Annotated in this window: 23 protein-coding genes; 5 read left to right on the top strand and 18 right to left on the bottom strand. The window is 63.9% G+C overall.

Annotated elements, in window-relative coordinates:
* Both secD and yajC read right to left on the bottom strand, forming a co-directional pair.
* Window positions 1-1,599 carry a protein translocase subunit SecD gene (gene secD, locus ACH79_RS33615; protein WP_161854790.1) on the bottom strand — a complete coding sequence of 533 codons (1,599 nt, stop codon included), beginning with the start codon at window positions 1,597-1,599 and terminating at the stop codon, window positions 1-3.
* 54 nt (window positions 1,600-1,653) lie between these two features.
* The gene (gene yajC, locus ACH79_RS33620) at window positions 1,654-2,016 is read right to left on the bottom strand and encodes a preprotein translocase subunit YajC (RefSeq protein ID WP_161854791.1); all 363 of its coding nucleotides are present in this window, start codon (window positions 2,014-2,016) and stop codon (window positions 1,654-1,656) included.
* A 194-nt stretch (window positions 2,017-2,210) separates the two neighbouring features.
* Between yajC and ACH79_RS33625 the strand changes: the two genes are divergently transcribed.
* Complete coding sequence (locus tag ACH79_RS33625; RefSeq protein ID WP_161854792.1) at window positions 2,211-3,182, top strand: ATP-binding protein; 972 nt, start codon at window positions 2,211-2,213, stop codon at window positions 3,180-3,182.
* Window positions 3,183-3,337: 155 nt separating this feature from the next.
* Here ACH79_RS33625 and ACH79_RS33630 read toward each other — a convergent pair whose 3' ends face one another.
* Complete coding sequence (locus ACH79_RS33630; RefSeq protein ID WP_161854793.1) at window positions 3,338-4,717, bottom strand: LysM peptidoglycan-binding domain-containing M23 family metallopeptidase; 1,380 nt, start codon at window positions 4,715-4,717, stop codon at window positions 3,338-3,340.
* A gap of 109 nt (window positions 4,718-4,826) precedes the next feature.
* A complete protein-coding gene (locus tag ACH79_RS33635; RefSeq protein ID WP_161856690.1) occupies window positions 4,827-5,444 on the bottom strand; it encodes a protein-L-isoaspartate(D-aspartate) O-methyltransferase in 618 nt (205 codons plus the stop codon).
* Between the two features lie 281 nt (window positions 5,445-5,725).
* On the opposite strand from ACH79_RS33635, the gene ACH79_RS33640 reads away from it, so the two are divergent.
* Window positions 5,726-6,103: a response regulator gene (locus ACH79_RS33640; protein WP_161854794.1), complete on the top strand. Its 378-nt coding sequence runs from the start codon at window positions 5,726-5,728 to the stop codon at window positions 6,101-6,103.
* Between the two features lie 106 nt (window positions 6,104-6,209).
* On the opposite strand, the gene surE is transcribed toward ACH79_RS33640, so the two are convergent.
* From surE to ACH79_RS33700, 12 genes are all read right to left on the bottom strand, one after another.
* Window positions 6,210-6,977, bottom strand: coding sequence for a 5'/3'-nucleotidase SurE (gene surE / locus ACH79_RS33645; protein ID WP_161854795.1), 768 nt, complete (start codon window positions 6,975-6,977; stop codon window positions 6,210-6,212).
* Between the two features lie 96 nt (window positions 6,978-7,073).
* Window positions 7,074-7,529, bottom strand: a complete 456-nt coding sequence (locus ACH79_RS45250) for a hypothetical protein (protein WP_371419311.1) — start codon at window positions 7,527-7,529, stop codon at window positions 7,074-7,076.
* Between the two features lie 12 nt (window positions 7,530-7,541).
* Window positions 7,542-8,873, bottom strand: a complete 1,332-nt coding sequence (serS, locus tag ACH79_RS33655; protein WP_161854796.1) for a serine--tRNA ligase — start codon at window positions 8,871-8,873, stop codon at window positions 7,542-7,544.
* Between the two features lie 110 nt (window positions 8,874-8,983).
* Entirely contained in the window at window positions 8,984-9,808 is an 825-nt protein-coding gene (tatC, locus tag ACH79_RS33660) for a twin-arginine translocase subunit TatC (protein ID WP_161854797.1), read from the bottom strand.
* Window positions 9,805-10,323, bottom strand: a complete 519-nt coding sequence (tatB, locus tag ACH79_RS33665; RefSeq protein ID WP_161854798.1) for a Sec-independent protein translocase protein TatB — start codon at window positions 10,321-10,323, stop codon at window positions 9,805-9,807. Before tatB ends, tatC begins: the two co-directional genes overlap by 4 nt.
* Window positions 10,324-10,439: 116 nt before the next feature.
* The gene (locus ACH79_RS33670; RefSeq protein ID WP_057834624.1) at window positions 10,440-10,682 is read right to left on the bottom strand and encodes a twin-arginine translocase TatA/TatE family subunit; all 243 of its coding nucleotides are present in this window, start codon (window positions 10,680-10,682) and stop codon (window positions 10,440-10,442) included.
* Window positions 10,683-10,911: 229 nt separating this feature from the next.
* The gene (gene scpB / locus ACH79_RS33675) at window positions 10,912-11,643 is read right to left on the bottom strand and encodes an SMC-Scp complex subunit ScpB (RefSeq protein ID WP_161854799.1); all 732 of its coding nucleotides are present in this window, start codon (window positions 11,641-11,643) and stop codon (window positions 10,912-10,914) included.
* 18 nt (window positions 11,644-11,661) lie between these two features.
* A complete protein-coding gene (locus ACH79_RS33680) occupies window positions 11,662-12,489 on the bottom strand; it encodes a ScpA family protein (protein WP_161854800.1) in 828 nt (275 codons plus the stop codon).
* Complete coding sequence (gene nagZ / locus ACH79_RS33685) at window positions 12,486-13,508, bottom strand: beta-N-acetylhexosaminidase (protein ID WP_161854801.1); 1,023 nt, start codon at window positions 13,506-13,508, stop codon at window positions 12,486-12,488. The genes ACH79_RS33680 and nagZ overlap by 4 nt, the downstream gene beginning before the upstream one ends.
* Window positions 13,509-13,555: 47 nt before the next feature.
* Complete coding sequence (locus tag ACH79_RS33690; RefSeq protein WP_161854802.1) at window positions 13,556-15,079, bottom strand: SPOR domain-containing protein; 1,524 nt, start codon at window positions 15,077-15,079, stop codon at window positions 13,556-13,558.
* A gap of 120 nt (window positions 15,080-15,199) precedes the next feature.
* Window positions 15,200-16,993 carry an arginine--tRNA ligase gene (gene argS / locus ACH79_RS33695; RefSeq protein ID WP_161854803.1) on the bottom strand — a complete coding sequence of 598 codons (1,794 nt, stop codon included), beginning with the start codon at window positions 16,991-16,993 and terminating at the stop codon, window positions 15,200-15,202.
* 9 nt (window positions 16,994-17,002) lie between these two features.
* The gene (locus ACH79_RS33700; protein WP_202639097.1) at window positions 17,003-18,199 is read right to left on the bottom strand and encodes a deoxyguanosinetriphosphate triphosphohydrolase; all 1,197 of its coding nucleotides are present in this window, start codon (window positions 18,197-18,199) and stop codon (window positions 17,003-17,005) included.
* 104 nt (window positions 18,200-18,303) lie between these two features.
* On the opposite strand from ACH79_RS33700, the gene erpA reads away from it, so the two are divergent.
* Window positions 18,304-18,633, top strand: coding sequence for an iron-sulfur cluster insertion protein ErpA (gene erpA / locus ACH79_RS33705; RefSeq protein WP_057861732.1), 330 nt, complete (start codon window positions 18,304-18,306; stop codon window positions 18,631-18,633).
* A 194-nt stretch (window positions 18,634-18,827) separates the two neighbouring features.
* On the opposite strand, the gene ACH79_RS33710 is transcribed toward erpA, so the two are convergent.
* Window positions 18,828-19,733, bottom strand: a complete 906-nt coding sequence (locus ACH79_RS33710; protein ID WP_161854805.1) for a LysR family transcriptional regulator — start codon at window positions 19,731-19,733, stop codon at window positions 18,828-18,830.
* 223 nt (window positions 19,734-19,956) lie between these two features.
* Here ACH79_RS33710 and ACH79_RS33715 point away from each other — a divergent pair, with 223 nt between their 5' ends.
* Window positions 19,957-21,030 carry a tartrate dehydrogenase gene (locus ACH79_RS33715; RefSeq protein ID WP_161854806.1) on the top strand — a complete coding sequence of 358 codons (1,074 nt, stop codon included), beginning with the start codon at window positions 19,957-19,959 and terminating at the stop codon, window positions 21,028-21,030.
* Between the two features lie 88 nt (window positions 21,031-21,118).
* The gene (locus ACH79_RS33720; RefSeq protein ID WP_161856691.1) at window positions 21,119-22,087 is read left to right on the top strand and encodes a tripartite tricarboxylate transporter substrate binding protein BugD; all 969 of its coding nucleotides are present in this window, start codon (window positions 21,119-21,121) and stop codon (window positions 22,085-22,087) included.
* 135 nt (window positions 22,088-22,222) lie between these two features.
* Here the strand turns inward: ACH79_RS33720 and ACH79_RS33725 are convergent, their stop codons facing one another.
* A complete protein-coding gene (locus ACH79_RS33725; RefSeq protein ID WP_161854807.1) occupies window positions 22,223-22,699 on the bottom strand; it encodes a hypothetical protein in 477 nt (158 codons plus the stop codon).
* Window positions 22,700-22,800: the final 101 nt, after the last annotated feature.

A 22,800-nucleotide genomic window follows, 5' to 3' on the forward strand; every position in this document is an offset into this window, starting at 1 on the left:
CTAGATCGGCACGGTCTTCGGCCGCTTCCACCGTACCCAGCCGGCAACGATCAGGCTGGTGAGCGTAAACGCTGTAAAGACCGTGGTGATAATGCCGATGCCGAGCGTAACGGCGAAGCCGCGGACCGGGCCGGTGCCGATGTAGAACAGCACCGCAGCGGCGATGAAGGTGGTGATGTTGGAGTCCAGAATAGTCGCCAATGCGCGCCGGAATCCCGCGTCGATCGCCGAAATCGCGTTGCGGCCGTGGCGGAGCTCTTCCCGGATGCGCTCATAGATCAGCACGTTGGAGTCGACCGCGATGCCGACTGTCAGCACGACACCGGCGATGCCGGGCAGCGTCAGGGTGGCGTTGAGCAGCGAAAGGATGCCGAAGATCATCGCGACGTTGATGGCGACCGCGATGTTGGCGAACACACCGAACAGTCGGTAGGTCACCAGCATGAACACGATGACCATGATGGAGCCGACATAGGCCGCCAGTTTGCCCTTCTCGATCGAGTCCTGGCCGAGGCCCGGGCCCACGGTACGCTCTTCGACGACGGTGAGCGGCGCAGGCAGTGCGCCGGCCCGCAGGAGCAGCGCGAGTTCGTTGGCGGCCTGGACGGTGAAACTGCCGGAAATCTGCCCCTGCCCGCCGGTGATCGGCTCGCGGATTACGGGCGCAGAGATCACCTTGTTATCGAGGACAATGGCAAACGGCTGCCCGACATTCTCCGACGTCGCCTGAGCGAACTTGCGCGAGCCCGAAGTGTTAAACTTGAAGCTCACGATCGGCTCGTTGGTGCGCTGGTCGAAGCCCGGCTGCGCATCGGTCAGGTCGCCGCCGGAAACCAGAACCTGTCGCTTGATGACGTAAGGCACCTTCGGCGGTTGCTCGCTCATCAGGACTTCCGAATCGGCCGGCACCCGTCCCGCCTGCGCCTGATCCGGCGAGACCGACGAATCGACCATGCGGAATTCCATCTTGGCGGTCTGGCCAAGGATGCGCTTCAGCTCGGTCGGGTCCTGCAGACCCGGCACCTGAACCAGAATGCGGTCGGTGCCCTGCCGCTGGATCAACGGCTCCACCGTACCCAACTGGTTGATACGGCGTTCGACGATCTGGATCGACTGCTCGTTCGTTTGCCGTATGCGTTCGGTGATCGCCGCTTGCGGCACCACAAGGCGGATCAAGCCACCGCCGGCGTCTGAAACCTCGAGGCTTCGCTGCCCGCTGGAGCCGAGCAGCCCGCCGAGCGGCTGCGATAGCTCACGCAACTTGGGGAGTGCCGCCTGAAGGTCGCTCTCCTTGATGCGGACTTCGACGGCGTCGCCGCGCACAGCAAGACCGGTGTAACCGATCTTGGCTTCGCGCAGCACGCGGCGGGCTTCGTCGCGAACCTGATCCAGTCTTTCCTTCTTGATGTAATTGGTATCGAGTTCGAGTAGCAGGTACGAGCCGCCCTGCAAATCGAGGCCGAGCACGATGTGGCGTTGCGCCCAGACCGGCCAGGTCTTCACCCGCTCCTGGGAAAAGAAGTTCGGAACCGCGAACAGGCAGACGATCAGCGCCGTCAGAATGATCGCCAGCGCCTTCCACCGCGAGAAATACAGCATCGAGTAGACCCGTCACTTCCAGGAAAATGCGCCGCTACGAGCAGCGCGCAAAACTCAGCTCGCGGACGTCTCGTCCTTGGCCTCACTCTTTTCCTTGGCCGGCTCGCCCTTGGTGCGGACGCCCGAGATCATCTGCCGCATCTGCCGAACCCGGACGCCGTCCGAAATTTCGAACTCGATCTGGTCGTCGTCCACCACCTTGGTCACCTTGCCTACCAGGCCGCCCGAGGTGACGACCGTGTCGCCGCGGCGGATGTTTTTGACCAGCTCCTGGTGATCCTTGATCTTCTTCTGCTGCGGCCGCAGAATCAGGAAGTACATGATCACGAAGATCAGCGCGAACGGCAGCAGCGACATCAACATGCTGTTGGCATCGCCGCCGGCTGCAGCCTGGGCGTACGCAGGGGTAATCAGCATTCGAACAATCCTCGTGAGACGGAAAAGAACCGGCCATGCCTGGGCTTAGCGCCTTGGGCAAATCGCCGGTCCGGGCAAATTCGCGCGGACTATAGCGGCGGCGGGCCCAATTGCAACGTGGCCGGCCCTCTCATTTAGGCCGCTTGCGGGACCTTCCAAGGCCCGTTAAGGCTGCGCGGTCAGGAACTCCAAAAATGTCGAAAAAAGCCAAGAAAACAGCGGCTCGCGCCGCCCCCAAGGCGGCCTCGCGAGCCCTTGCAAAAACCGCGACAAAACGTCCGGCAAACAGCCTTAACGGCGCCACGGCCGAGCGGATCGCGACTGCGCTGGAGGCCATCGCCGGTCACCTTTCCGCAGCCTCTCCGGCGGCGGGAAGCCTTGAGTCGTTCGGATCTGCCGACGCCTTCGTCTGGCATCCGGACGGACGCCTTTCGCCGGTGCCGCGCGTCAGCCGCGTCGACCTCGGCCTGCTTCGGGGTATCGACCGGATGCGCGACATCCTGATCGAAAATACCGAGCGCTTTGCCGATGGACTGCCCGCGAACAACGCCCTGCTCTGGGGCGCGCGCGGCATGGGCAAGTCATCGCTGGTGAAGGCAACTCACGCCAATATCAATATCGACCGCAAGCCGGCCGACCGGCTCAAGCTGATCGAGATCCACCGCGAGGACATCGAGAGCCTGCCCGGCCTGATGGACCTCCTGCGCAGCTCCGATTTCCGCTTCATCGTGTTTTGCGACGACCTCTCGTTTGACGGTAACGACGCCTCCTACAAGTCACTCAAGGCGGTGCTGGAAGGCGGCATCGAGGGTCGTCCCGACAACGTCATCCTCTACGCCACCTCGAACCGGCGGCACCTGCTGGCGCGCGAGATGATCGAGAACGAGCGCTCGACCGCGATCAATCCGGGCGAAGCGGTCGAGGAAAAGGTATCGCTGTCGGATCGCTTTGGCCTGTGGCTCGGCTTTCACCGCTGCAGCCAGGACGAATACCTCGCCATGGTCCGCGGCTATTGCGGCCATTTCGGCATCAAGATCGCCGACGACGAGCTGGAGCGCGAGGCGCTGGAATGGTCGACCACCCGCGGCTCCCGCTCGGGCCGCGTGGCCTGGCAGTTCACGCAGGAGCTGGCGGGACGGCTGGGTGTGAGGTTGACGGGGAAGTAGGCGCTGCGAGCCCGTAGCCAGGATGGAGCGCAGCGCAATCCGGGATCAGTCTGGGCCGTTGAGAGACCGGTCCCGGATTTCGCGGAGCCTGTCATCGGGCGCGCATTCGCGCGACCCGTTGGCTCCAACCGGGCTACGCGTACACGGCTAGCCGCTCACGCCCCGTTCAGGAATTGAAGCGGGTCAACCGGCGAAGATCCCTTGCGGATCTCGAAGTGGAGTTGCGGCGACCCCACCTCGCCCGATTGACCCGACTTGGCAATGATCTGGCCGCGCTTGATCGTGTCGCCGCGCTTCACCAGCAGTTCACTCGCATGGGCATATGCGGTGACGTAACCGTTGGAGTGCCGCACTAGAACCAGATTGCCGTAACCCTTCAGCTCGTTGCCGGAATAGGCGACCACGCCGTCTTCCGCGGCCTTCACCGGCGTGCCTTCCGGCACCGCCAGGTTGATGCCGTCATTGGCCTTGCCGTTGGTCTTGGCGCCGTAGCTGGTGATCACCTTGCCGCGCACCGGCCAGCGGAAGGTCGGCAGCGCGCCGGTGGCTTCGCTGGGCTTGACCGAAGCCTGCTCGACGACAGGCTTTTCTTCCGTGACATTGGTGGTGGCGGAAGCCAGCCGCGCGCTCTGCGGCGGGCCACCGACCGAGGCCATCTTGGTGGCCGGCGCCGCAACCGGCGCGGCCGGCTGGGCGGGGGCTGCAGCGAGGACGGGCTGCGCCACGGGAGCCGCGGCCGCGGACTTCGAACCGGGCACGGTAAGCTTCATGCCAAGGCTGAGCTTGGCGGATTGATCGAGGTTGTTGGCCCTGGCGAGTTCGGTCACCGGCACATTGTTCCGGCGCGCGATGCTCATCAGCGTATCGCCGCGATTGACGACATGGACGCTCGGCGCGGCCACCGCAGCGGCAACCGGCTTGCTGGCCGGGGCTGCAGGTGCCGGCACGGGTGTAGCCGCCGCCGTCTGCCGCGGAATGATCAGTTGCTGGCCGGGCGACAGCACGCGTGGCCCCTTGTAGCCGTTGGCCTGCAGGATCGCGGCGGCGGACACGTTGTAGCGCTTCGCCAGAATGTCGAGCGTGTCGCTGGTGCCGACGATGATCGTCGTGCCGCCCTGCCCAGCAGCCGGACGGGCGGCCGCGACCGAGCGCGGCGGCACCGTGGCGGTGGTCTCGATGGGCGGATTGGACGGCGGCGCATAGGATGAAACCCCACGCCCTCCTCCAGACACCCCGCTCGGGCTCGCCGGATAGGCGGGCGGTGCAGCGACGGCAGGCGGCGGCAGGGCTTGGGACTGGAATTGCGGCGCCGACGACTGCGGCCGGGCATATTGCGGCAGATCGCGGCGTTCAGCGGCGGGCGCGCGTACCGAACCGGTCGCTTCGGGCTGAGAGGCAAAGGGATTGGAGAACGAGCTATCGGAAAAGCGCGTCTGCATATCGGCGCTGCAGCCGGCAAAGCCGACCGACATCAGCGTCAGCACCGCGACCTGCGGCACCCGACGCGAGCGAAGCAACTCGGCGAGACGGGACATGGTTACTCACTCGTACGCAACAAAATACTGTTTTGAGTAAACACGTACCGAGTAAATAACCGCTTAACCCTTGGAATAAGATGTTGGCGGGAACCGCCAATCCGGGATTCTACAGCTCGCGGGCTATTCCCGGCAGCGCCGGGACGAAGCGGACATCAACCAATTCCTTGCGATCAAAACCGCTGTCCGTCCTGGTCATCCGGACCAGCGTCTGGGTGCCGTGATGGGGCCCGACCGGAGCGATCAGGATGCCGCCCGGCACCAGCCGCTCCAGCAGCTTTTCGGGAATCTGTTCCATCGCCGCCGTCACGATGATGCGGTCGAAGTCACCGGCGCCCGGCGGAATGTCAAAACCGTCGCCGAGCATCACCTCGATATTGAAATAGCCGAGCGCTTCAAGCCGGTCGCGCGCCGTATCCGCCAGCGTCCGGTAGCGTTCGATTGTCAGGACATGCGTGCACAACCGCGACAGCACCGCGGCCTGGTAGCCGGAGCCGGTACCAATCTCGAGCACCTTGTGGCTCTTCTGCAGTTGCAACTGCTCGGTCATGTAGGCGACCACGAAGGGCTGGCTGATCGTTTGCCCGCAGGCGATGCCGAGCGCGCTGTCGCGGTAGGCATGATCGCGATCGCCCGCCGTCACGAAAGCCTCGCGGGGCACCGCCTCCATGGCTCGCAGCACCGCCTGGTCGCTGATCCCCCGCCGCCGCAGGGTGAGCTGAAACATCATCTTCTCGGGGGGTTCTTGCGACATTGCGGTCTCGTGGCGGGACTCAGCCGCTAATCCAATGCATCAGCTTCGCCGAGATGTAATAGCGTCCGCGCATTTAAGGAACGATTTCCTCAAGATTGTGGTTCCGGCGCCGGAACCACGGGTCGCCTCCCGGCGTTAGGGCACGGAAAAATCCCTCGCAAGAAGTCCATTCGCGGGGCCACCCGTCCATGTCGACATTGCAACCAAGGACGTTTTTTGCGAACCTCGACGCTGGGAAGGGCAAGGAATCCATCATGGTAATGACACGGCCGGCGGGCTGTTCTGTTTTCCTCGTCGAGGATGAGGTCATGATCCGGATGATGGTCGCCGACATGCTGGAAGAGCTGGGCCATACCGTCGCTGCCGAGGCCGGCGAAATCGGCGAAGCAGTCAAGCTGGTACAATCGACCGAATTCGATCTCGCGATTCTCGACGTCAACGTCAACGGCAAGGTGATCACGCCGGTGGCGGAGTTGATTACCGCGCGCAACCGCCCCTTCATCTTTGCAACCGGCTACGGCTCCTCCGGCCTACCCCAGGAATATCGCGACCGCCCCGCGCTACAGAAGCCTTTCCAACTGGAAACGCTGGCGCAGGTGATCGCCTCTACGTTGAAGAGTGCGCCAGTTTAGGCCGCTTCGCGTTAGCCCGGATGGAGCCGCAGCGCAATCCGGGATAGTTCGTCAGCTTGCGGCACCATCCCCGGATTTCGCTGCGCTCCACCCGGGCTACCGTTCATCACTTCAACGTCGTCATCAGCTCTTCTGAAAACGCTTCATCCGTGCGGTCCAGCCGCAGCGGCGTGACTGAGACGTAGCGCGCCGCAAGCGCCGCGAGATCAGTGCCTTCGGCTGGCGTATCCATCATCGCGGCGCGCTCGAAACCGATCCAGAAATAGGGATTGCCGCGGCCGTCGTGCCGCTTGTCGACCTTGAGGAAGCCGAGGTTGCGCTTGCCCTGCCGCGTGACACTGATACCCTTGACCTGGTCGGGCGTGCAGGCAGGAAAATTGACGTTGATCACCGTGTTCTTCGGCACCCCCGCATCGATCACCTTGCGCAGGATGCCTGGACCAAATTTCAGTGCGGTGTCCCACAGCGGCGCGTGACGGGTCTCGATGGAAAATTCCTGGCTCAGCGCGAATGACGGGATGCCCAGAATGGTGCCTTCGAGCGCGCCCGCGATGGTGCCGGAATAGACGACGTCCTCCGCGACATTGCGGCCCTTGTTGACGCCCGACAGCACGAGATCGGGCATCTTCTCGCCGAGGATGTGGCGCGAGCCCATGATCACGCAATCGGTCGGCGTGCCCCGTACCGCGAAATGGCGCGGACCGACTTCGCGCAAGCGCAGCGGATCGTTCAGCGACAGCGAATGCGATACGCCGGACTGATCGAGCTCCGGCGCCACGATCCAGACGTCGTCGGACAGCGCGCGGGCGATCTCCTCGACGATCTTCAGACCCGGCGCATGGATGCCGTCGTCGTTGGTGCAGAGAATTCGCATCCGTCAAAATGCCTTCTGTTTCAGATTGGGGCGGGCTCTTGCCTTTGGGCGTCGTCTTATCCGGCTATCGCGGCCGAGGCAAACCGGCCCGATTCCTCATGTTTTCTTCATCCAGACCCGCCAGGGGCGCGCGAATCTGGCGCCGCCATCGATTTTCATCTGCAGATCTGGCGATGCCGGTTGCGCCATTTCGACGGGCGCAGGCGGCGGTATCGCTGGCAGCGCCGGCGCCGCTTGCTCAGGATCACTGATAGCCGGCAGCTCTAGCTTCAGCGGTAGTGCGACGGGATCGATCGCCGGGATCGGCGCAGCTATCGGCTCCGACCCCGGCTCCGGCTGCTTGTGCCGCGTCCGCGCAACCGCCAGCCCCTTGTCGAAATCCGCAGCGTTGAGCCACTCCTTGACACGCATCCGATCGATCAGATCGTCGTCCCACAGGCGCGCCACTTCGATGTCGAAGGCGCCCATCAGCCGCTGGTCGATCAATTGCATCCCGTGGCCAGTGACAGCCCATTGCCTCCCGATCCAAAGGATGTCGCGATGCAATGCCATTCGTGCCTTGCGCTATTTGTCCCGCTCGATGGTTTTAAGCCCGCCCATGTAGGGCTGCAGCACAGGGGGCACCGCGATGGAGCCGTTCTCCTGCTGATAGGTTTCCATCACCGCAATCAACGCGCGGCCGACGGCTGTGCCGGAGCCGTTGAGCGTATGCACGAAGCGCGGCTTGCCATCGGGCCCGCGCGAGCGTGCATCCATCCGCCGCGCCTGAAAGTCACCGCACACCGAGCAGCTCGAGATTTCGCGGTAGGCTCCGCCCTCACCCTGCCCCGGCATCCAGACCTCGATGTCATAGGTCTTCTGCGCGGAGAATCCCATGTCGCCGGAGCACAGCGTCATCACGCGGTAATGCAGGTCGAGTTTTTGCAGTACCTGCTCGGCACACGAAAGCATCCGTTCATGCTCGTCGCGGCTGGTCTCGGGCGTTGCGATCGAAACCAGCTCGACTTTGGTAAATTGATGCTGGCGGATCATGCCGCGGGTATCGCGGCCCGCAGCGCCCGCTTCGGCGCGGAAGCACGGCGTCAGCGCGGTGAGCCGCATCGGCAATTCTTTTTCGTCGACGATGGATTCACGGACGAGATTGGTCAGCGAGACTTCGGCGGTGGGAATGAGGCCGAGACGTTCGGTCTTCAATCGTTCGTCGGGCGCGACAAGCAGTTCGCCCTTGATCGCCCAGAACTGGTCGTCCTCGAATTTCGGCAATTGTCCCGTGCCGAACATGACGTCGTTGCGCACCAACAGTGGCGGATTGACCTCGGTGTAGCCGTGCTCGTTGGTATGGAGATCGAGCATGAACTGGCCGATCGCACGCTCCAGCCGCGCCAGGCCCTTCTTCAGCACGACGAAGCGCGCGCCCGACAATTTCGCGGCCGCCTCGAAATCCATGTAGCCGAGCGCGCCGCCGAGATCGTCATGCGGTTTCGGCGTGAAGGCGTAGTTGCGGATCTTGCCGTAGACGTGACGCTGTACATTGCCGTGCTCGTCCGCGCCTTCGGGGACGTCGTCGAGCGGCAGGTTCGGAAGCGCAGCAAGTTCTTTCGCCAGTTCCTCATCCGCCGTCTTCGCCGCCAGCTCGAGCTCCGGCATCGTAGTCTTGAGTTCGGCAACTTCCGCCATCAGCTTGCTGGCGCGCGCGTCGTCCTTGGCCTTCTTCGCCTCGCCGATTTCCTTCGAAGCCGCATTGCGCCGCGCCTGAGCCTGTTCGGACGCCAGGATGGCCGCCCGGCGCCTCTCGTCGATCGCAAGCAGCGACGCCGACAGCGGCGCCAGCCCCCGGCGCTTCAGGCCGGCGTCGAAGGCTTGCGGGTTGTCGCGGATCGATTTGATGTCGTGCATGGCCACAATTCCTGCGTCATGGCCGGCTTGTCCCGGCCATCCACGTATTAACCGCAAGGTCTGTAAAAGACGTGGATGCCCGGGACAAGCCCGGGCATGACGAATAACCCCTACTCGGCCGGATTGGCTTCCGGGGGCGGGCTGGCGGGCGGTGTGCCTGACGCGGCCTGCGCCGCGGCGGCGGCCTTCTTTTCCACCATGCGGACCGCGACGATCGCGCCCTCATAGAGCGCCATCAGCGGGATCGCGAGCGAGGCCTGGCTGATGACGTCTGGCGGCGTCAGCACGGCGGCGATGACGAAGGCGATGACGATGAAATAGCGCCGTTTCTCGCGCAGCATCTGGGAGGTGACGATGCCGATCCGCCCCAGCAGCGTCAGAATCACCGGCAGTTGAAACGCGACGCCGAAGGCGAAGATCAGCGACATCATCAGCGACAGATATTCGCCGACCTTGGGCAGCAACTGGATCTGCGCGCTCTCCTCGCCGCCCATCTGCTGCATGCCGAGCGAGAAACGCACCAGCATCGGCAGCACCACGAAATAGACCAGCAGCGAGCCGAGCACGAAGAAGAACGGGGTTGCGATCAGGTACGGCAGGAACGCGCCGCGCTCGTGCTTGTAGAGGCCCGGTGCCACGAATTTATAGATCTGCGTCGCCACGATCGGGAACGAGATGAAGGCGGCGCCGAACAGCGCGAGCTTCAACTGCGTGAGGAAGTATTCCAACAGCGCGGTATAGATGAATTTCGAATTCTCGGCACCCGCGACCCAGACGAACGGCCAGACCAGCACGTTGTAGATCTGCTTGGCGAAGAAGAAGCAGAAGATGAACGCAATGCCGAAGCCGAGCAGCGCCTTGATCAGCCGCGAGCGCAGCTCGATCAGATGATCCATCAAGGGGGCCTTGCTGGCCTCGATGTCTTCGATGGTCATGACGCTTTGGCGTCCTTGAGGATGTCGGGCGCCGGCGGTGCAACGTCCTGTGGCGTGGGCTGAACTTCGCGCGTGATTGCCAGCGGCTCGGACACCGCCGCATGCGCTTCCGCCTCGACAAAGGTCTCAGGCGTTGGCGCGGCCGGTGTTGTCGGGGTGACGGGTTCGCCGATAGCGCCCGCCACCTGAGCGTCGTTGGCGGGGGCAGCGGCCGGCTTGTCGATGTCGCCGATCTGCAGGGCGTCGTTGACGTCCTTTTGCAGCGAGGTCATGACGCTGGCCGGGGAAAGCGCGGTTGCGGTGTCCTTGACCTCGTCAAAGCTCTTCTTCAGGTCGGCCATTTCGGCCTCGCGCATGGCTTCCTGGAACTGACCCTGGAATTCGGACGCCATCTTGCGCGCCTTGCCCATCCATTGCCCGACCATGCGCAGCACGCCCGGCAGCTCTTTCGGGCCGATGGCAATCAGCGCGACGACCGCGATGACGACCAGTTCACTCCACCCGATGTCGAACATGAATTCTTCCGCTCGCGCGAGGCGTCCGCGCCCCAATCCTACTTAGCAAGATTTGGGACCGCCTGCGCCTTTTCTCAACCGGCGTCTATCAGCCAAGCCCGGTTCAAGATGCCCGGTTAGACGGCCTTGCTGCCGACGTCCGTCCGCGCCGCGGTCGGCGCCGGCGTCGCATTGTGATCGATGGTCTTCACCGGTTCAGCGGGCTTTTCGGCTTCCTTGGTGTCGTCCTGCATGCCCTTCTTGAAGGCCTTGATGCCCTGCGCGACATCGCCCATCAGGTCCGAAATCTTGCCGCGGCCGAACAGTAGCAGGACCACTGCGATCACGACGATCCAGTGCCAAATGCTAAGAGAACCCATCCTGCAACCCTCCAAAAGAGACGGCCGGCTTCCGGCCAAGCTTTGGCGGAAGGTAGGCCCGAGAGGTGTCAAAAACAAGGACCCATGCCGCGGCAAATCGCTGTCGCGGCTACGTATTATGGCTACCGTTAACCCGCCTTCCGGGAGAAAACGGCGCCTGCCTGGGACCGGAACATGCCCGGAAACAAAATCGCGAAAACAACCCCATGCAAAGTAGAACGCGCCGCTCCTAGCCTTCGCCCGATGCCTCGGGCTCGGCCGCCGGCGCCAGCAAGAGTTCCAGATTGTCTCCGGCCTCCAGCGGGTCCTCGTCCTCGCGTAGCGCCACATCGTCCGATGGCGTCGGAACGCTGAAGCCGGAGGGCAGCCGCGAATCCAGTAGCCCCGTGCCCTTCAGCTCTTCCAGGCCCGGCAGGTCGCCCAGCGCCTCCAGACTAAACTGCGAGAGGAACGCCTCCGTGGTACCGAAGGTCAGCGGCCGGCCCGGCGTCTTGCGGCGGCCGCGGGGGCGGATCCAGCCGGTTTCAAGCAGCACATCCAGCGTTCCCTTTGACGTGATCACGCCGCGGATCTCCTCGATCTCGGCGCGCGTCACGGGCTGGTGATAGGCAATGATCGCGAGCACCTCGATCGCCGCCCGCGACAGGCGCCGCGTCTCCGTGCTCTCGCGCGTCATCAGCCACGACAGATCGCCGGCGGTGCGGAACGTCCACTTATTCGCCACGCGCACCAGATTGACGCCGCGCGGGGCATATTCGGCCTGCAACTGCGCCAGCGCCGCCTTGACGTCGACGCCATCGGGCATGCGCTTGGCCAAGGCCGCCTGATCGATCGGCTCGGCAGAGGCGAACAGCAACGCTTCGAGCAGCCGCAATTCCTCGGGCCGCGCGGCCTGATCGGTGTTCTGGTCGATGGGATGATCCTCGGCATCTTCCATGCGTTTTTCCGCCAGGCTTGCCATGGCTAGGTCTCCTTCCACTTACTCGACCGTCATATCCGGAGCGGGCATTGCTGCCTGCGGCGGACGCTTGCGAAAATACAGCGGCGCGAACGCCTCTTTCTGGTTCAGCTCCATCTCGCCTTCGCGCACCAATTCGAGCGCTGCGGCAAAGCTCGAGGCAAACACCGTCGCCCGCTGCGAGGGATCGACGACATAGCTGAGCAGGTAATCGTCGAGGCAGTTCCACTCCTCGGACTCGGCCATGCCGACCAGCCGCTCCAGCGAGGCGCGCGCTTCCGCCAGCGACCACACCGTGCGCTTGGCCAGATGTACGGTCGCCAGCACCCGCTGCTGACGCTGCGTGGCATAGGCCGTGAGCAGATCGAACAGCGTCGCGGTGAATTTTGGATGCTTGATTTCGGCGATGGTTTCCGGATTGCCGCGCGGAAAGATATCGCGCTGGAACTGGGGCCGGTTCATCAGCCGGTTGGCAGCTTCGCGGATAGCCTCGAGCCGGCGCAGCCGGTTGGCCAGCGCGGTCGCCATTTCCTCAGCGCTCGGCCCGTCAGGCGTCGGCGGTTCAGGCAGCAGCAGCCGTGATTTCAGGAACGCCAGCCAGGCAGCCATCACGAGGTAATCGGCCGCGAGCTCAAGGCGGATCTTTCGCGCGGCCTCGATGAACGTCAGATACTGATCTGCCAGCGCCAGTATCGAAATCTTGGCGAGGTCGACTTTCTGTTGGCGCGCCAGCGTCAGGAGCAGGTCGAGCGGGCCTTCATAACCCTCGACGTCGACGACCAGCGCCGCCTCGCCGTCGGTGATTTCGGCGGGCCGTCCGGTTTCAAACGATAGAATCTCAGCCGTCATGCCGTTCCTACCCGATCCATCAACGCTTCAAGTTCAGCCCGTCCCGCCTGCCGGTCGAAGGGCTCCGGCTGCTTTCGCGCGGCCAGCGCCCGCTTGGCGCGTCCCAAGGCCTCATCAGCCAGTTCCGGCGTCTCGCGCGCCACGTCGCGCATCTCGTCGAGCTTGCCGTTGCAATGCAGGACCATGTCGCAGCCGGCGGTGATGATGGCGCGGGTCCGATCAGCGATCGATCCGGCCAACGCATTCATCGACACGTCATCACTCATCAACAAACCCTGGAACCCAATTCCGCCGCGAATCACCTGCCGGATGATTGTCGCAGAAGTCGTCGCGGGTTGGGCGGGGTCTAACGCGCTAAACACAACATGTGCGGTCATCGCCATGGGCAGGTCCGCCAGCGGCTGAAACGCGGCGAAATCGGTCCGTTCCAGCTCTTCTCGCGCCGTATCAACGGTCGGGAGCCGGAAGTGGCTATCTGCCGTAGCCCGACCGTGGCCGGGAATGTGCTTCAGCACGGGTAGCACGCCGCCCTGCTCCAGCCCCTCGGTTACCGCGCGAGCGATCGCTGCGACCTTGGCGGGCTGGGTTCCATAGGCCCGGTTGCCGATCACGGCGTCGGCGCCAGCCACCGGAACGTCCGCCAGTGGCAGGCAGTCGACGGTAATGCCGAGGTCGATCAGGTCGGCCGCGATCAGCCGCGAGCTCAGGCGCGCGGCTTTCAGGCCGAGTGCCGGGTCCAGGTCGTAGAGCGCGCCGAAGGTGGCGCCGGGCGGATAGACCGGCCAATGCGGCGGCCCGAGCCTCGCCACCCGCCCGCCTTCCTGATCGATCAGGACCGGCGCATCCACCTCGCCCACAAGGCTACGGAATTCATCAACGAGCGCAGATACTTGATCCGGCGCTTCGATATTGCGTTTGAACAGGATCAAGCCCCATGGCAGCTCGCCACGGATGAATTCCCGCTCCGCAGCGGTCAATTCCAGTCCTGATACGCCCGTGATGAATGCGCGGCTTGTCATGGGGGCCGATTAGGCCCCTCATAGCCCCTGGGTCAAGGAAACCGCCGTTAATTCCTTTGGACGAAGCACTGCCCGCCGGCCGATTTCAGGTTGCTGCAGACCTGCGCCGCCTCCTCGGACGAGCCGAACGGGCCGGCGAAGGCGCGGTAGTAGACGCCTTTCTCGCCGAGATCGACCCGCTTCACCAGCGATGAGTGCGGGCCCAATACGCTCGGGAACTTGCCCTGCAGCGCCCGGTAGGAGGCCTGCGCATCGGCCTCGTTCTTCTGCGAGGAGACCTGCACCAGATAGCCACCGCTGGCCGCAGGGGCCGGTTGCGTCGGATTGACGGCGGCAACACGCGCAGGCGCTGCCGGAGCAGGATCGGCCCCGCCCTGGGGCGACAGAGACATCGGCGGATTGGCGCTGGCATTAGCGGATGCCGGATTGCGCCCGGCCGGCGCTGCGGGCGGCGCAGTCGGGCCCGGACCCGGAGCGGCAGCGCTTCGCGTCGTCGGTGCCGGGCGCGGTGGCGGCGCGCTGGCCCCCGCCGGGACCCCACCATTGTCGGCCGGGTCACCCTTGACGGCAAGCGTCCTGATCCGGCGCGGCTCGTTGTTCGGCATCGTGCCATTCGCCCCGCTCTGCGGCGGCAGGCCGGACGAAGAAACGCTCGAGACCGGCGGCGGGCTGTTGTTCTGGTTCAGCGGCGGAAACACCACGCGCGGCGCGCCGGACCGCGTGACATCGACCGGGGTCTCCTCGCGCGATACCAGCTTCTCGCCGCCATCGCCCGACAGCATCCGGTCAGGGTTCTTGGCGGCGCCCGCATCTGACGGCGCCGGTACCACCTTGGTCGGGCTGTTGTCGGCCCGGATGATCGGCGGCTCGCCTGAGCGGGGCGAACCGACATAGGTGCGATAGGCAAAGGCAGCGCCGGTCCCGACCACAGCCAGCGCCACCACCGCCGCGACCGTCATCAGGCCGCTCGAACGCTTCTTGGGCTCAGGCTCTTCCTCGTATTCGCTCTGGTAGGCGTAGGGATCGTCCGGATAGGCCGGATCGCGCTGATAGTCGTGCTCGCCGTTCTCCAACCGCCCGTACAGCGCATCGTCATAGCGCGATGGGTCCTGCTGCGGCTCGTCGGCATATTGCTGGTGTTGCGGAGCCTCGTAATAGTCGTCCCGCACGAGCGCTTCATGGGCAGGCACCTGCGGCGGCTGGGCCGAATAGCGATGCAACGGATGCACCGGCGATGGCTGCTGGTATTCCGGCTCGTCGTCGTAGTTGTTCTCCGGCAGCGGCGACGGAAGTGGCGGCGGCGGGGTCGTCTCCTGCCGTGCGCGCTGCATCCATGCCGGCAGCGCCGGCGGCGCACTGGGCTCTTCTTCCGGCGGATCATACGCCGGCGGATCGTACTGCGATGGACGCACATTGGCCCGCGACTGCAGCGGGCGCGGCGCCGGCTTGGCCGGCGCGTTCCCGAACTGGTCGTTTTGTCCGATCAGCCGCGCGAGCTCGGCAAGTGGATCACCCTCGCCGCGCGCTTCGTCGGCGGAGGGAAAAGGTCGGTTCTGAGATCGTTCAGCCATCGTGATGATGCATCCCCTACGGGACAGCGCCAACCCGCCATGTCAAACAAGCCATGGCGAGCGAATGAGCCCCTGCCAGATACCCCCACGAACCCCCATTCGTGAGGCCTTAGCCCCTGCCTACCGCATCTCGGTTGGAGCGTGGACGCCGAGTACGGCTAAGCCCGATGCCAGAACCGAGACAACGCCCTGAACCATCGCCAGACGCGCCATCGTAATCTCTGCATCATTAGTCATAATGAAGCGTAAATAGGGCAAATCCCGCCCCTTGGTCCACAACGCGTGAAATTCACTGGCCAAATCATATAGATAAAAAGCGATTCGGTGTGGCTCATGTGCGACCGCCGCGGCCTCGATTATTCGGGGATAGAGCGCCAGCCGTTTCAAAAGGTCCATTTCGGCCGGATCTGTCAGTCGCTCGACCGGGGCAGAAGCCAGCCAGGCGGACCGTGCGGCATCATCCTCGGGCAGTTCGGGAACTACCTCGCGGGCGTTCTTGAAAATCGAATGTCCACGTGCATGTCCGTACTGCACGTAGAAGACAGGATTGTCCTTCGACTGTTCGAGCACTTTTGCAAGATCGAAATCGAGCACGGCGTCGTTCTTGCGGAACAGCATCATGAACCGCACCGCGTCAGAGCCGACTTCGTCGACCACTTCGCGCAGCGTGACGAAATCGCCCGAGCGCTTCGACATTCGCACCTGCTCACCGGCGCGCAACAGCCGCACGAGCTGCACGACCTTGACGTCAAGCGCGGCCTTACCGTCGCTGACGCCCTTCACCGCCGCCTGCATGCGCTTGATGTAGCCGCCATGATCGGCGCCAAACACGTCGATCATGTCAAGGAAGCCGCGATCGACCTTGTTCTTGTGGTAGGCGATGTCGGAGGCGAAGTAAGTGTAGGCGCCGTCCGATTTAATCAGCGGACGATCGACGTCGTCGCCATAGGCGGTGGCCCGGAACAGCGTCTGGATACGATCTTCGTAGTCCTCGACCGGTTTGCCCTTCGGCGGCGGCAACCTGCCCTCGTAGATGTCGCCCTTGGCGCGCAGGAAATCGATGGTCTCGGTGACCTTGTTGTTGCCGGTCTCGACCAGTGAGCGCTCCGAGAAGAACACGTCGTGCTTGATGTTGAGCGCGGCGAGATCGCCCTTGATCATATCCATCATCATGGCGATCGCCATGGCGCGTACGATCGGCAGCCATGACGTGTCAGGCATCGCCTTCAATTTGTCGCCATGCTCGGCGGCAAGCGCCTGCCCGACCGGGACCAGATAATCGCCGGGGTAAAGCCCTTCGGGGATTTCGCCGATGTCTTCGCCGAGCGCCTCGCGATAGCGCAGGAACGCCGAGCGCGCGAGCACGTCGACCTGCGCGCCGGCATCGTTGATGTAATATTCGCGCGTGACGTCGTAGCCTGCGAATTGCAGCAGGCCGCACAGCGCGTCGCCGAACACCGCGCCCCGGCAATGCCCGACATGCATCGGTCCGGTCGGATTGGCTGAGACGTATTCGACATTGACCTTTGCGCCGTGGCCGACCGCGCTTTTGCCATAGGACGCGCCTTCGCGCAGCATGGTGAGCAGTTCGTTCGCCCAGACCTCTGGCTTCAGGGTGAGATTGATGAATCCCGGGCCGGCGACCTCGACGGCGGCGACCAGATCGTCAGCGCGCAATTTTTCCGCGATTTTATCGGCGAGATCGCGCGGTTTTACCTTCGCGTCCTTGGCCAGCACCATCGCGGCGTTGGTCGCCATGTCGCCATGGCTGGCGTCGCGCGGCGGCTCGACCACGACGCGGGAGAAATCGATGCCGGCGGGCCACTGGCCCTCGGCCGCGAGCGCGGCGCAGATCGCCTGCACGCGCGCCAGCGCGTCGGCGAACAGGTGTTGTGAAACTGGCTTGTCGGACATGGGCGCCGCCTAACGCAAATCCGGGGTCGAGTCAAAAAGCCTTTGGTGCTCGATTAAGGCAAAACGGTCGGTCATTCCGGCGATGAAATTGCCGATCCGGCGGGCCCTTTCGCCCTCCGTTTCGCGCTCGGTGCCCTCGATCCACTCCGCCGGCAGGTCGCCGGGCGAACTCTGATAGCGTGCGAACAGATCGAACAGGATGCCTTCCGCCTCGCCCATCACCCGCATGACGCGGCGGTGGCGGTACATATGCTGTTTCAGGAACGCCTTGATAGCAGCCTCTTCCTCCGCGACATCGGGCGGAAAGGCGACCAGCGGCTGACGGTAGTGGCGGACATCATGGGCCGATTGCGGCTTCGCCGCGGCAAGGCGCCTGCCCGCTTCCGACATCACCGCTCCGATCATGTAGGAAATCAGCTCACGCACCAATTCCGCGCCGCGCCTGGCGTGATCGAGATTGGGATAGTGACGGTCGATCTCGCCAATGATGGCCTCGGTGAGCGGCATCACCTTGAGGTCGTCGACGGCAAACAGGCCGGCACGCAAGCCATCATCGATGTCGTGCGCGTCGTAGGCGATATCGTCGGCAAAGGCTGCGACCTGCGCTTCCAGCGAGGCGTAGCTCCACAGCTCCAGATCGAATTTCTGGTTGAACTCGGCAATGCCGATGGGAATCCCGCTTTCGGCCGCGGCCCCGCTACGCCCGGTCAGCGGGCCGTTATGCTTGACGATACCCTCCAGCGATTCCCAGGTCAGGTTCAGCCCGTCGAAATCAGGATAGCGGTGCTCCAGCGAAGTTACGACCCGCAGCGCCTGCGCGTTGTGATCGAAGCCGCCATGGGCCGCGAGGCACTTGTCGAGCGCCCGTTCGCCGGCGTGGCCGAACGGGGGATGACCGAGGTCATGGGCCAGCGCCAGGGTTTCCGTGAGGTCCTCGTCGAGGCCGAGCTGGCGGGCCAGCGCGCGGGCGATCTGAGCCACTTCCAGCGAATGGGTCAGCCGGGTGCGGTAGTGATCGCCCTCGTGGAACACGAAAACTTGCGTCTTGTGCTTCAGCCGCCGGAATGCGGTGGAATGGATCACCCGGTCGCAATCGCGCCGGAATGGGCTGCGGGTCCGGCTCGGCGGCTCCGCGAACAACCGCCCGCGGCTGGAATCGGGGTCGCAGCCATAAGGCGCACGGGGGGCAGCCATTCCGACCGACACGATTTTTTAGTCCTTATCCATTTGATTCCGCGAGATTACGCACTTAACTATGTCTGAGGCGCCATACCAAATGAATTGGGTATGACGCCTCTGGAGACCATGCCATGACCACTGCCATCACCGTCAGCGAGCGGGCTGCCCGCCGCATCGGCGAAATCCTCAAGGGCGAAGGCGACGGCGCGATGCTGCGCATATCCGTCGAGGGGGGCGGCTGTTCCGGCTTCCAGTACAAGTTCGATGTCGACCATGCCAAGGCCGAAGACGATTTGGTGATCGCACGCGAAGGCGCAGTGGTGCTGGTCGATCCGGCCTCGGTGCCGTTCCTCGCCGGCTCCGAAGTCGATTTCGTCGACGACCTGATCGGCGCCTCCTTCCGCGTGGTCAATCCAAACGCCACGGCGTCGTGTGGTTGCGGGACCAGTTTTTCGATCTGAAGCAAAGGCGGCGGCCCCAATCAAGATCCTCATGCCGTGCAGGCGGCTATCCAGCACGCCGCGGCCCATCCTCGTCATTGCGAGCGCAGCGAAGCAATCCATAGCACCGCAAGTGGAGGCGTTGATTGCTTCGCTGCGCTCGCAATGACGGGCGGATGCGGTTGGCGCAGCGGCCATCGGGACAGGCACGCGCCCTACGCTTCCCGCGCGTAGCGCGGCAGACCGGCTTTCAGCATCTCCAACACCTCGTCCCTCACGGGATCGCGGGTGCCGCGGGTGAAGGCGGCGGCGAGCGGCAGCTTGTTCATGTCGGAGCCGGCAAGGCGAATGAAGCGAACGCCACGGGTTGCCATGCGCGACGTCCAGCGCGGGACAATGGCAACGCCAAGCCCTGCGGAGACCAGGTTGACGATGGTCTGCTTCTCGTCGGCAATTTGCGCGACGCGCGCCTCGCGCCCGGCTTCGGCGAACAGCTTCATGGTCAGGTCGTGGCTGTGCGGGCGCGACCGGCGTTCGGGTACGATCAGCGGTTCATCTTCGAGGTCGGCGATGGTCAGGCGCTTGCGCTGTGACAGCGGATGACGCTCGGCGACCGCGACAACGGCGGTCTCCTGCAGCAGGAAGAGAAACTCCAATCGCTTGTCGGGCCTCTCCGGTGGGCGCACGAAGGTGAGATCGAGCCGGCCGGACAACAGCCGCGGCAGCAGGCGCACGGTCTTGTCCTCGACCAGTTGCACGGTGACGTCGGGCCGACGCTTCCGGAAATCATGCAACAGCCGCGGCAACAATCCCGCGGCGGCGCTATCGATCGCGCCAACGCGGATGATCGCGGCCCGCTTGCGGCCGCGCATGCGGAATTTTCCGGCGAGCGTATCGGCCTGCGCCAATAGCGCCCTCGCCTCCCTCAGCAGCACCGCGCCATCCTCCGTCAGCGCGACGCTGCGCGTCGTGCGCGTCATCAGCCGCGTGCCGAGGTCGTCTTCGAGCAGGCGGATAAAGCGGCCGAGCGCCGACGGCAGCATGTCGAGCCGCTGCGCGGCGCGGCCAAAATGCAGTTCCTCGGCCGCCGCCACGAAACAGCGCAATTGATGCAGGTCCATCGGTCCTCCGGGCGGGATTATATCAATTTTTTGTATAAATGGGAGGCGGTTGCTGATCAACGGCGGCGGCCGCAGGATGCGCCGAGAGCAAGGCTCGGCAAGCCGTCATTGCGAGCGCAGCGAAGCAATCCACGCCGCCGCTTGCGGTGAGATGGATTGCTTCGTCGCTTCGCTCCTCGCAATGACGGCACGATCAACGATGGCCGTTCCCAAGGAGATTTCGATGCGTGAATATTCAATCGCGGCCATCCCCGCCGATGGTATCGGCCCGGAAGTGATCGCTGCCGGCGTGCAGGCGCTGGAGAGCCTGCAGAAGCGTCTCGGCGACGTGAAATTCAACGTCGAGACCTTCAATTGGGGCTCCGACTACTACCGCAAGCACGGCGTGATGATGCCGGCCGACGGCCTCGCGACCTTGAAAAAGTTCGACGCGATCTATTTTGGCGCGGTCGGCGCGCCCGACGTTCCCGATCACATCACGCTGTGGGGGCTGCGCCTGCCGATCTGCCAGGGGTTTGATCAATATGCCAATGTGCGCCCGACCAGAATCCTGCCCGGCATCACCTCGCCGCTCCGCCACGCCGGGCCCGGCGACCTCGACTGGGTGATCGTGCGCGAAAACTCCGAAGGCGAATATGCCGGCTGCGGCGGCCGCGTCCATCGCGGGCTGCCGGAGGAAGTCGGCACAGAGGTTGCCGTTTTCACCCGCGTCGGCGTCCAGCGCATCATGCGCTACGCCTTCCGCCTGGCGCAGTCGCGCCCACGAAAACTGCTCACCGTTGTGACAAAATCGAACGCGCAGCGTCATGGCATGGTGATGTGGGACGAGATCGCCGACGAGGTCTCGAAAGAATTTCCCGATGTCACCTGGGACAAGATGCTGGTCGATGCGATGACGGTGCGCATGACGCTGAAGCCGCAGAGCCTCGACACCATCGTCGCGACCAACCTCCATGCTGATATTCTGTCAGACTTGGCCGGCGCGCTGGCCGGCAGCCTCGGTGTGGCGCCGACCGCGAACATCGATCCCGAGCGGCGCTTTCCTTCGATGTTCGAGCCGATCCACGGCTCGGCGTTCGACATCACCGGCAAGGGCACCGCCAATCCGGTGGCGAGTTTCTGGACCGCGTCGCAGATGCTCGATCATCTCGGCGAGTCCGAGGCGTCGGCACGGTTGATGCGCGCCGTGGAAAAGGTCACGGGCGACGGCATCACCACGCCCGATGTCGGCGGTACCGCGACGACAAAGGATGTCACCCAGGCCGTCGTGGATGCCATCCATAGCTCCAACGTGTGACGCCACGTCACCGGCGTGGCGGACCGTGCGCGAGGCAAAAATGCCCGTGCAATAAATCAGAACAAGAATTTGGGAGGTGCAGATGCAAATGAGAAAGACGGCCGCCATTGCGCTGGCATTCGCCATGGTCAGTTCTGCAAGCCAGGCGCAGAACTACCCGAGCCGGCCGATCACGCTGCTGGTCCCGTTCGCCGCCGGCGGCGCCACCGACACGGTGGCGCGGGTGACCGCGCAGTCGATGTCGAAACTGCTCGGACAGACGATTGTCGTCGAGAACGCCACAGGCGCCGGCGGCACCATCGCGGCGACGCGGGCCTCGCGCGCAGAACCGGACGGCTATACGATCCTGATCCACCACATCGGCATCTCCACGGCGGCGACGCTCTATCGCAAGCTCGCCTACGACACCAAAATGGCGTTCGCGCCGATCGGCCTCGTCACCAACGCGCCGATGACGATCATCGGCCGTCCCGATCTGCCGCCCAATACGCTCGCCGAGCTCGTCACCTACATCAAGGCCAATGGTGACAAGATGACCTTTGGCAATGCCGGCTTAGGGGCCGCGTCGCATCTCTGCGGCATGCTGTTTATGACGGCAGTCGGCAAGGAAATCCTCACCGTGCCCTACAAGGGTAATGCGCCGGTCATGAACGATCTGATCGCCAAGCAGATCGACCTGTCCTGCGACCAGACCACCAACACCACTGGCCCGATCGCGTCGAAGCTGATCAAGGCCTACGCCATCACCACGAAGACGCGGCTCGAGTCGATGCCCGATCTTCCGGCTGCCGACGAATCCGGGCTGAAGGGGTTTGAAGTCGCCGCCTGGCACGGCATCTATGCGCCCAAGGGCACGCCCGACGATATCATTCAAAAGCTCGCCAAGACGCTGCAAGAGGCACTGCGCGACCCCGATCTTGTGAAGCGGTTCAACGACATCAACACCGAGCCTGTCCCGCAGAACGAAGCGACGCCCGAAGCCCTGAAGGCGAAACTGATCAGCGAGGTCGATCGCTGGGCGCCGATCATCAAGGCGGCCAATCAGTTCGCGGATTGAGGAAGCGCCTGAAAAGTTTCAGCGCTCGCCGCCGAACAGCGCGGCGTTGCGCAGCGTGAACAGAGGCGCATGAGCAAAGCCGCGCCTCACGGCACTAAATTTAGAGTGGCGGAGGCGCGGCTGTGCATAGGCCGCTTACGTACCGGGCGTTTTGACGACCAGTTTTATGTTGAAGAGGCTGACGTCCTTGAACGGGTTCGGCGCGCCTTCGATGGTGCCCGTGCCCTTGGCGTTCGCATACGCACCCGTGCCCGAGAGGATCGTATACTCGCCGTTTGACCGGCCGTCTTTGAGCGTGCCGGTGTAACGCGCCGTTATCGAGCCCTCCTCGAACGTGTAGGTGCTGTAGCCGTAGTAGGGTCCCGAGCCTTTAAGCAAGTCTGCGGAATGGACGAACTCTTTCACCCCGAGACGGCCGTCCTTGAAGACGGTGACGCCAAAAAATTTGCCGGACATGACCGTCTGTCCTTCGACGTTGGCGGCCTCTGTGACCTTGACATCGATAGGCTTGACGATGAGCTTGAACTCTAGCACCTGTTCTCCGGCTACAGCGGTCGACGCCGAAATGGCCAGAGCCACGCCAGAAAGGAAAACGGCGAGAGACTTGCGCATGTGCTCCTCCTGCGTTTGCTGATGTGGAATGCTGCCGTGCCTCGCCAGCGGCTGACGTTCCTGGGATTGTCCAGCATGCAGGCTCGGACACAACTATAGGT

This window comes from Bradyrhizobium sp. CCBAU 051011, assembly GCF_009930815.1.
In the GTDB taxonomy this organism is placed as follows: Bacteria; Pseudomonadota; Alphaproteobacteria; order Rhizobiales; family Xanthobacteraceae; genus Bradyrhizobium.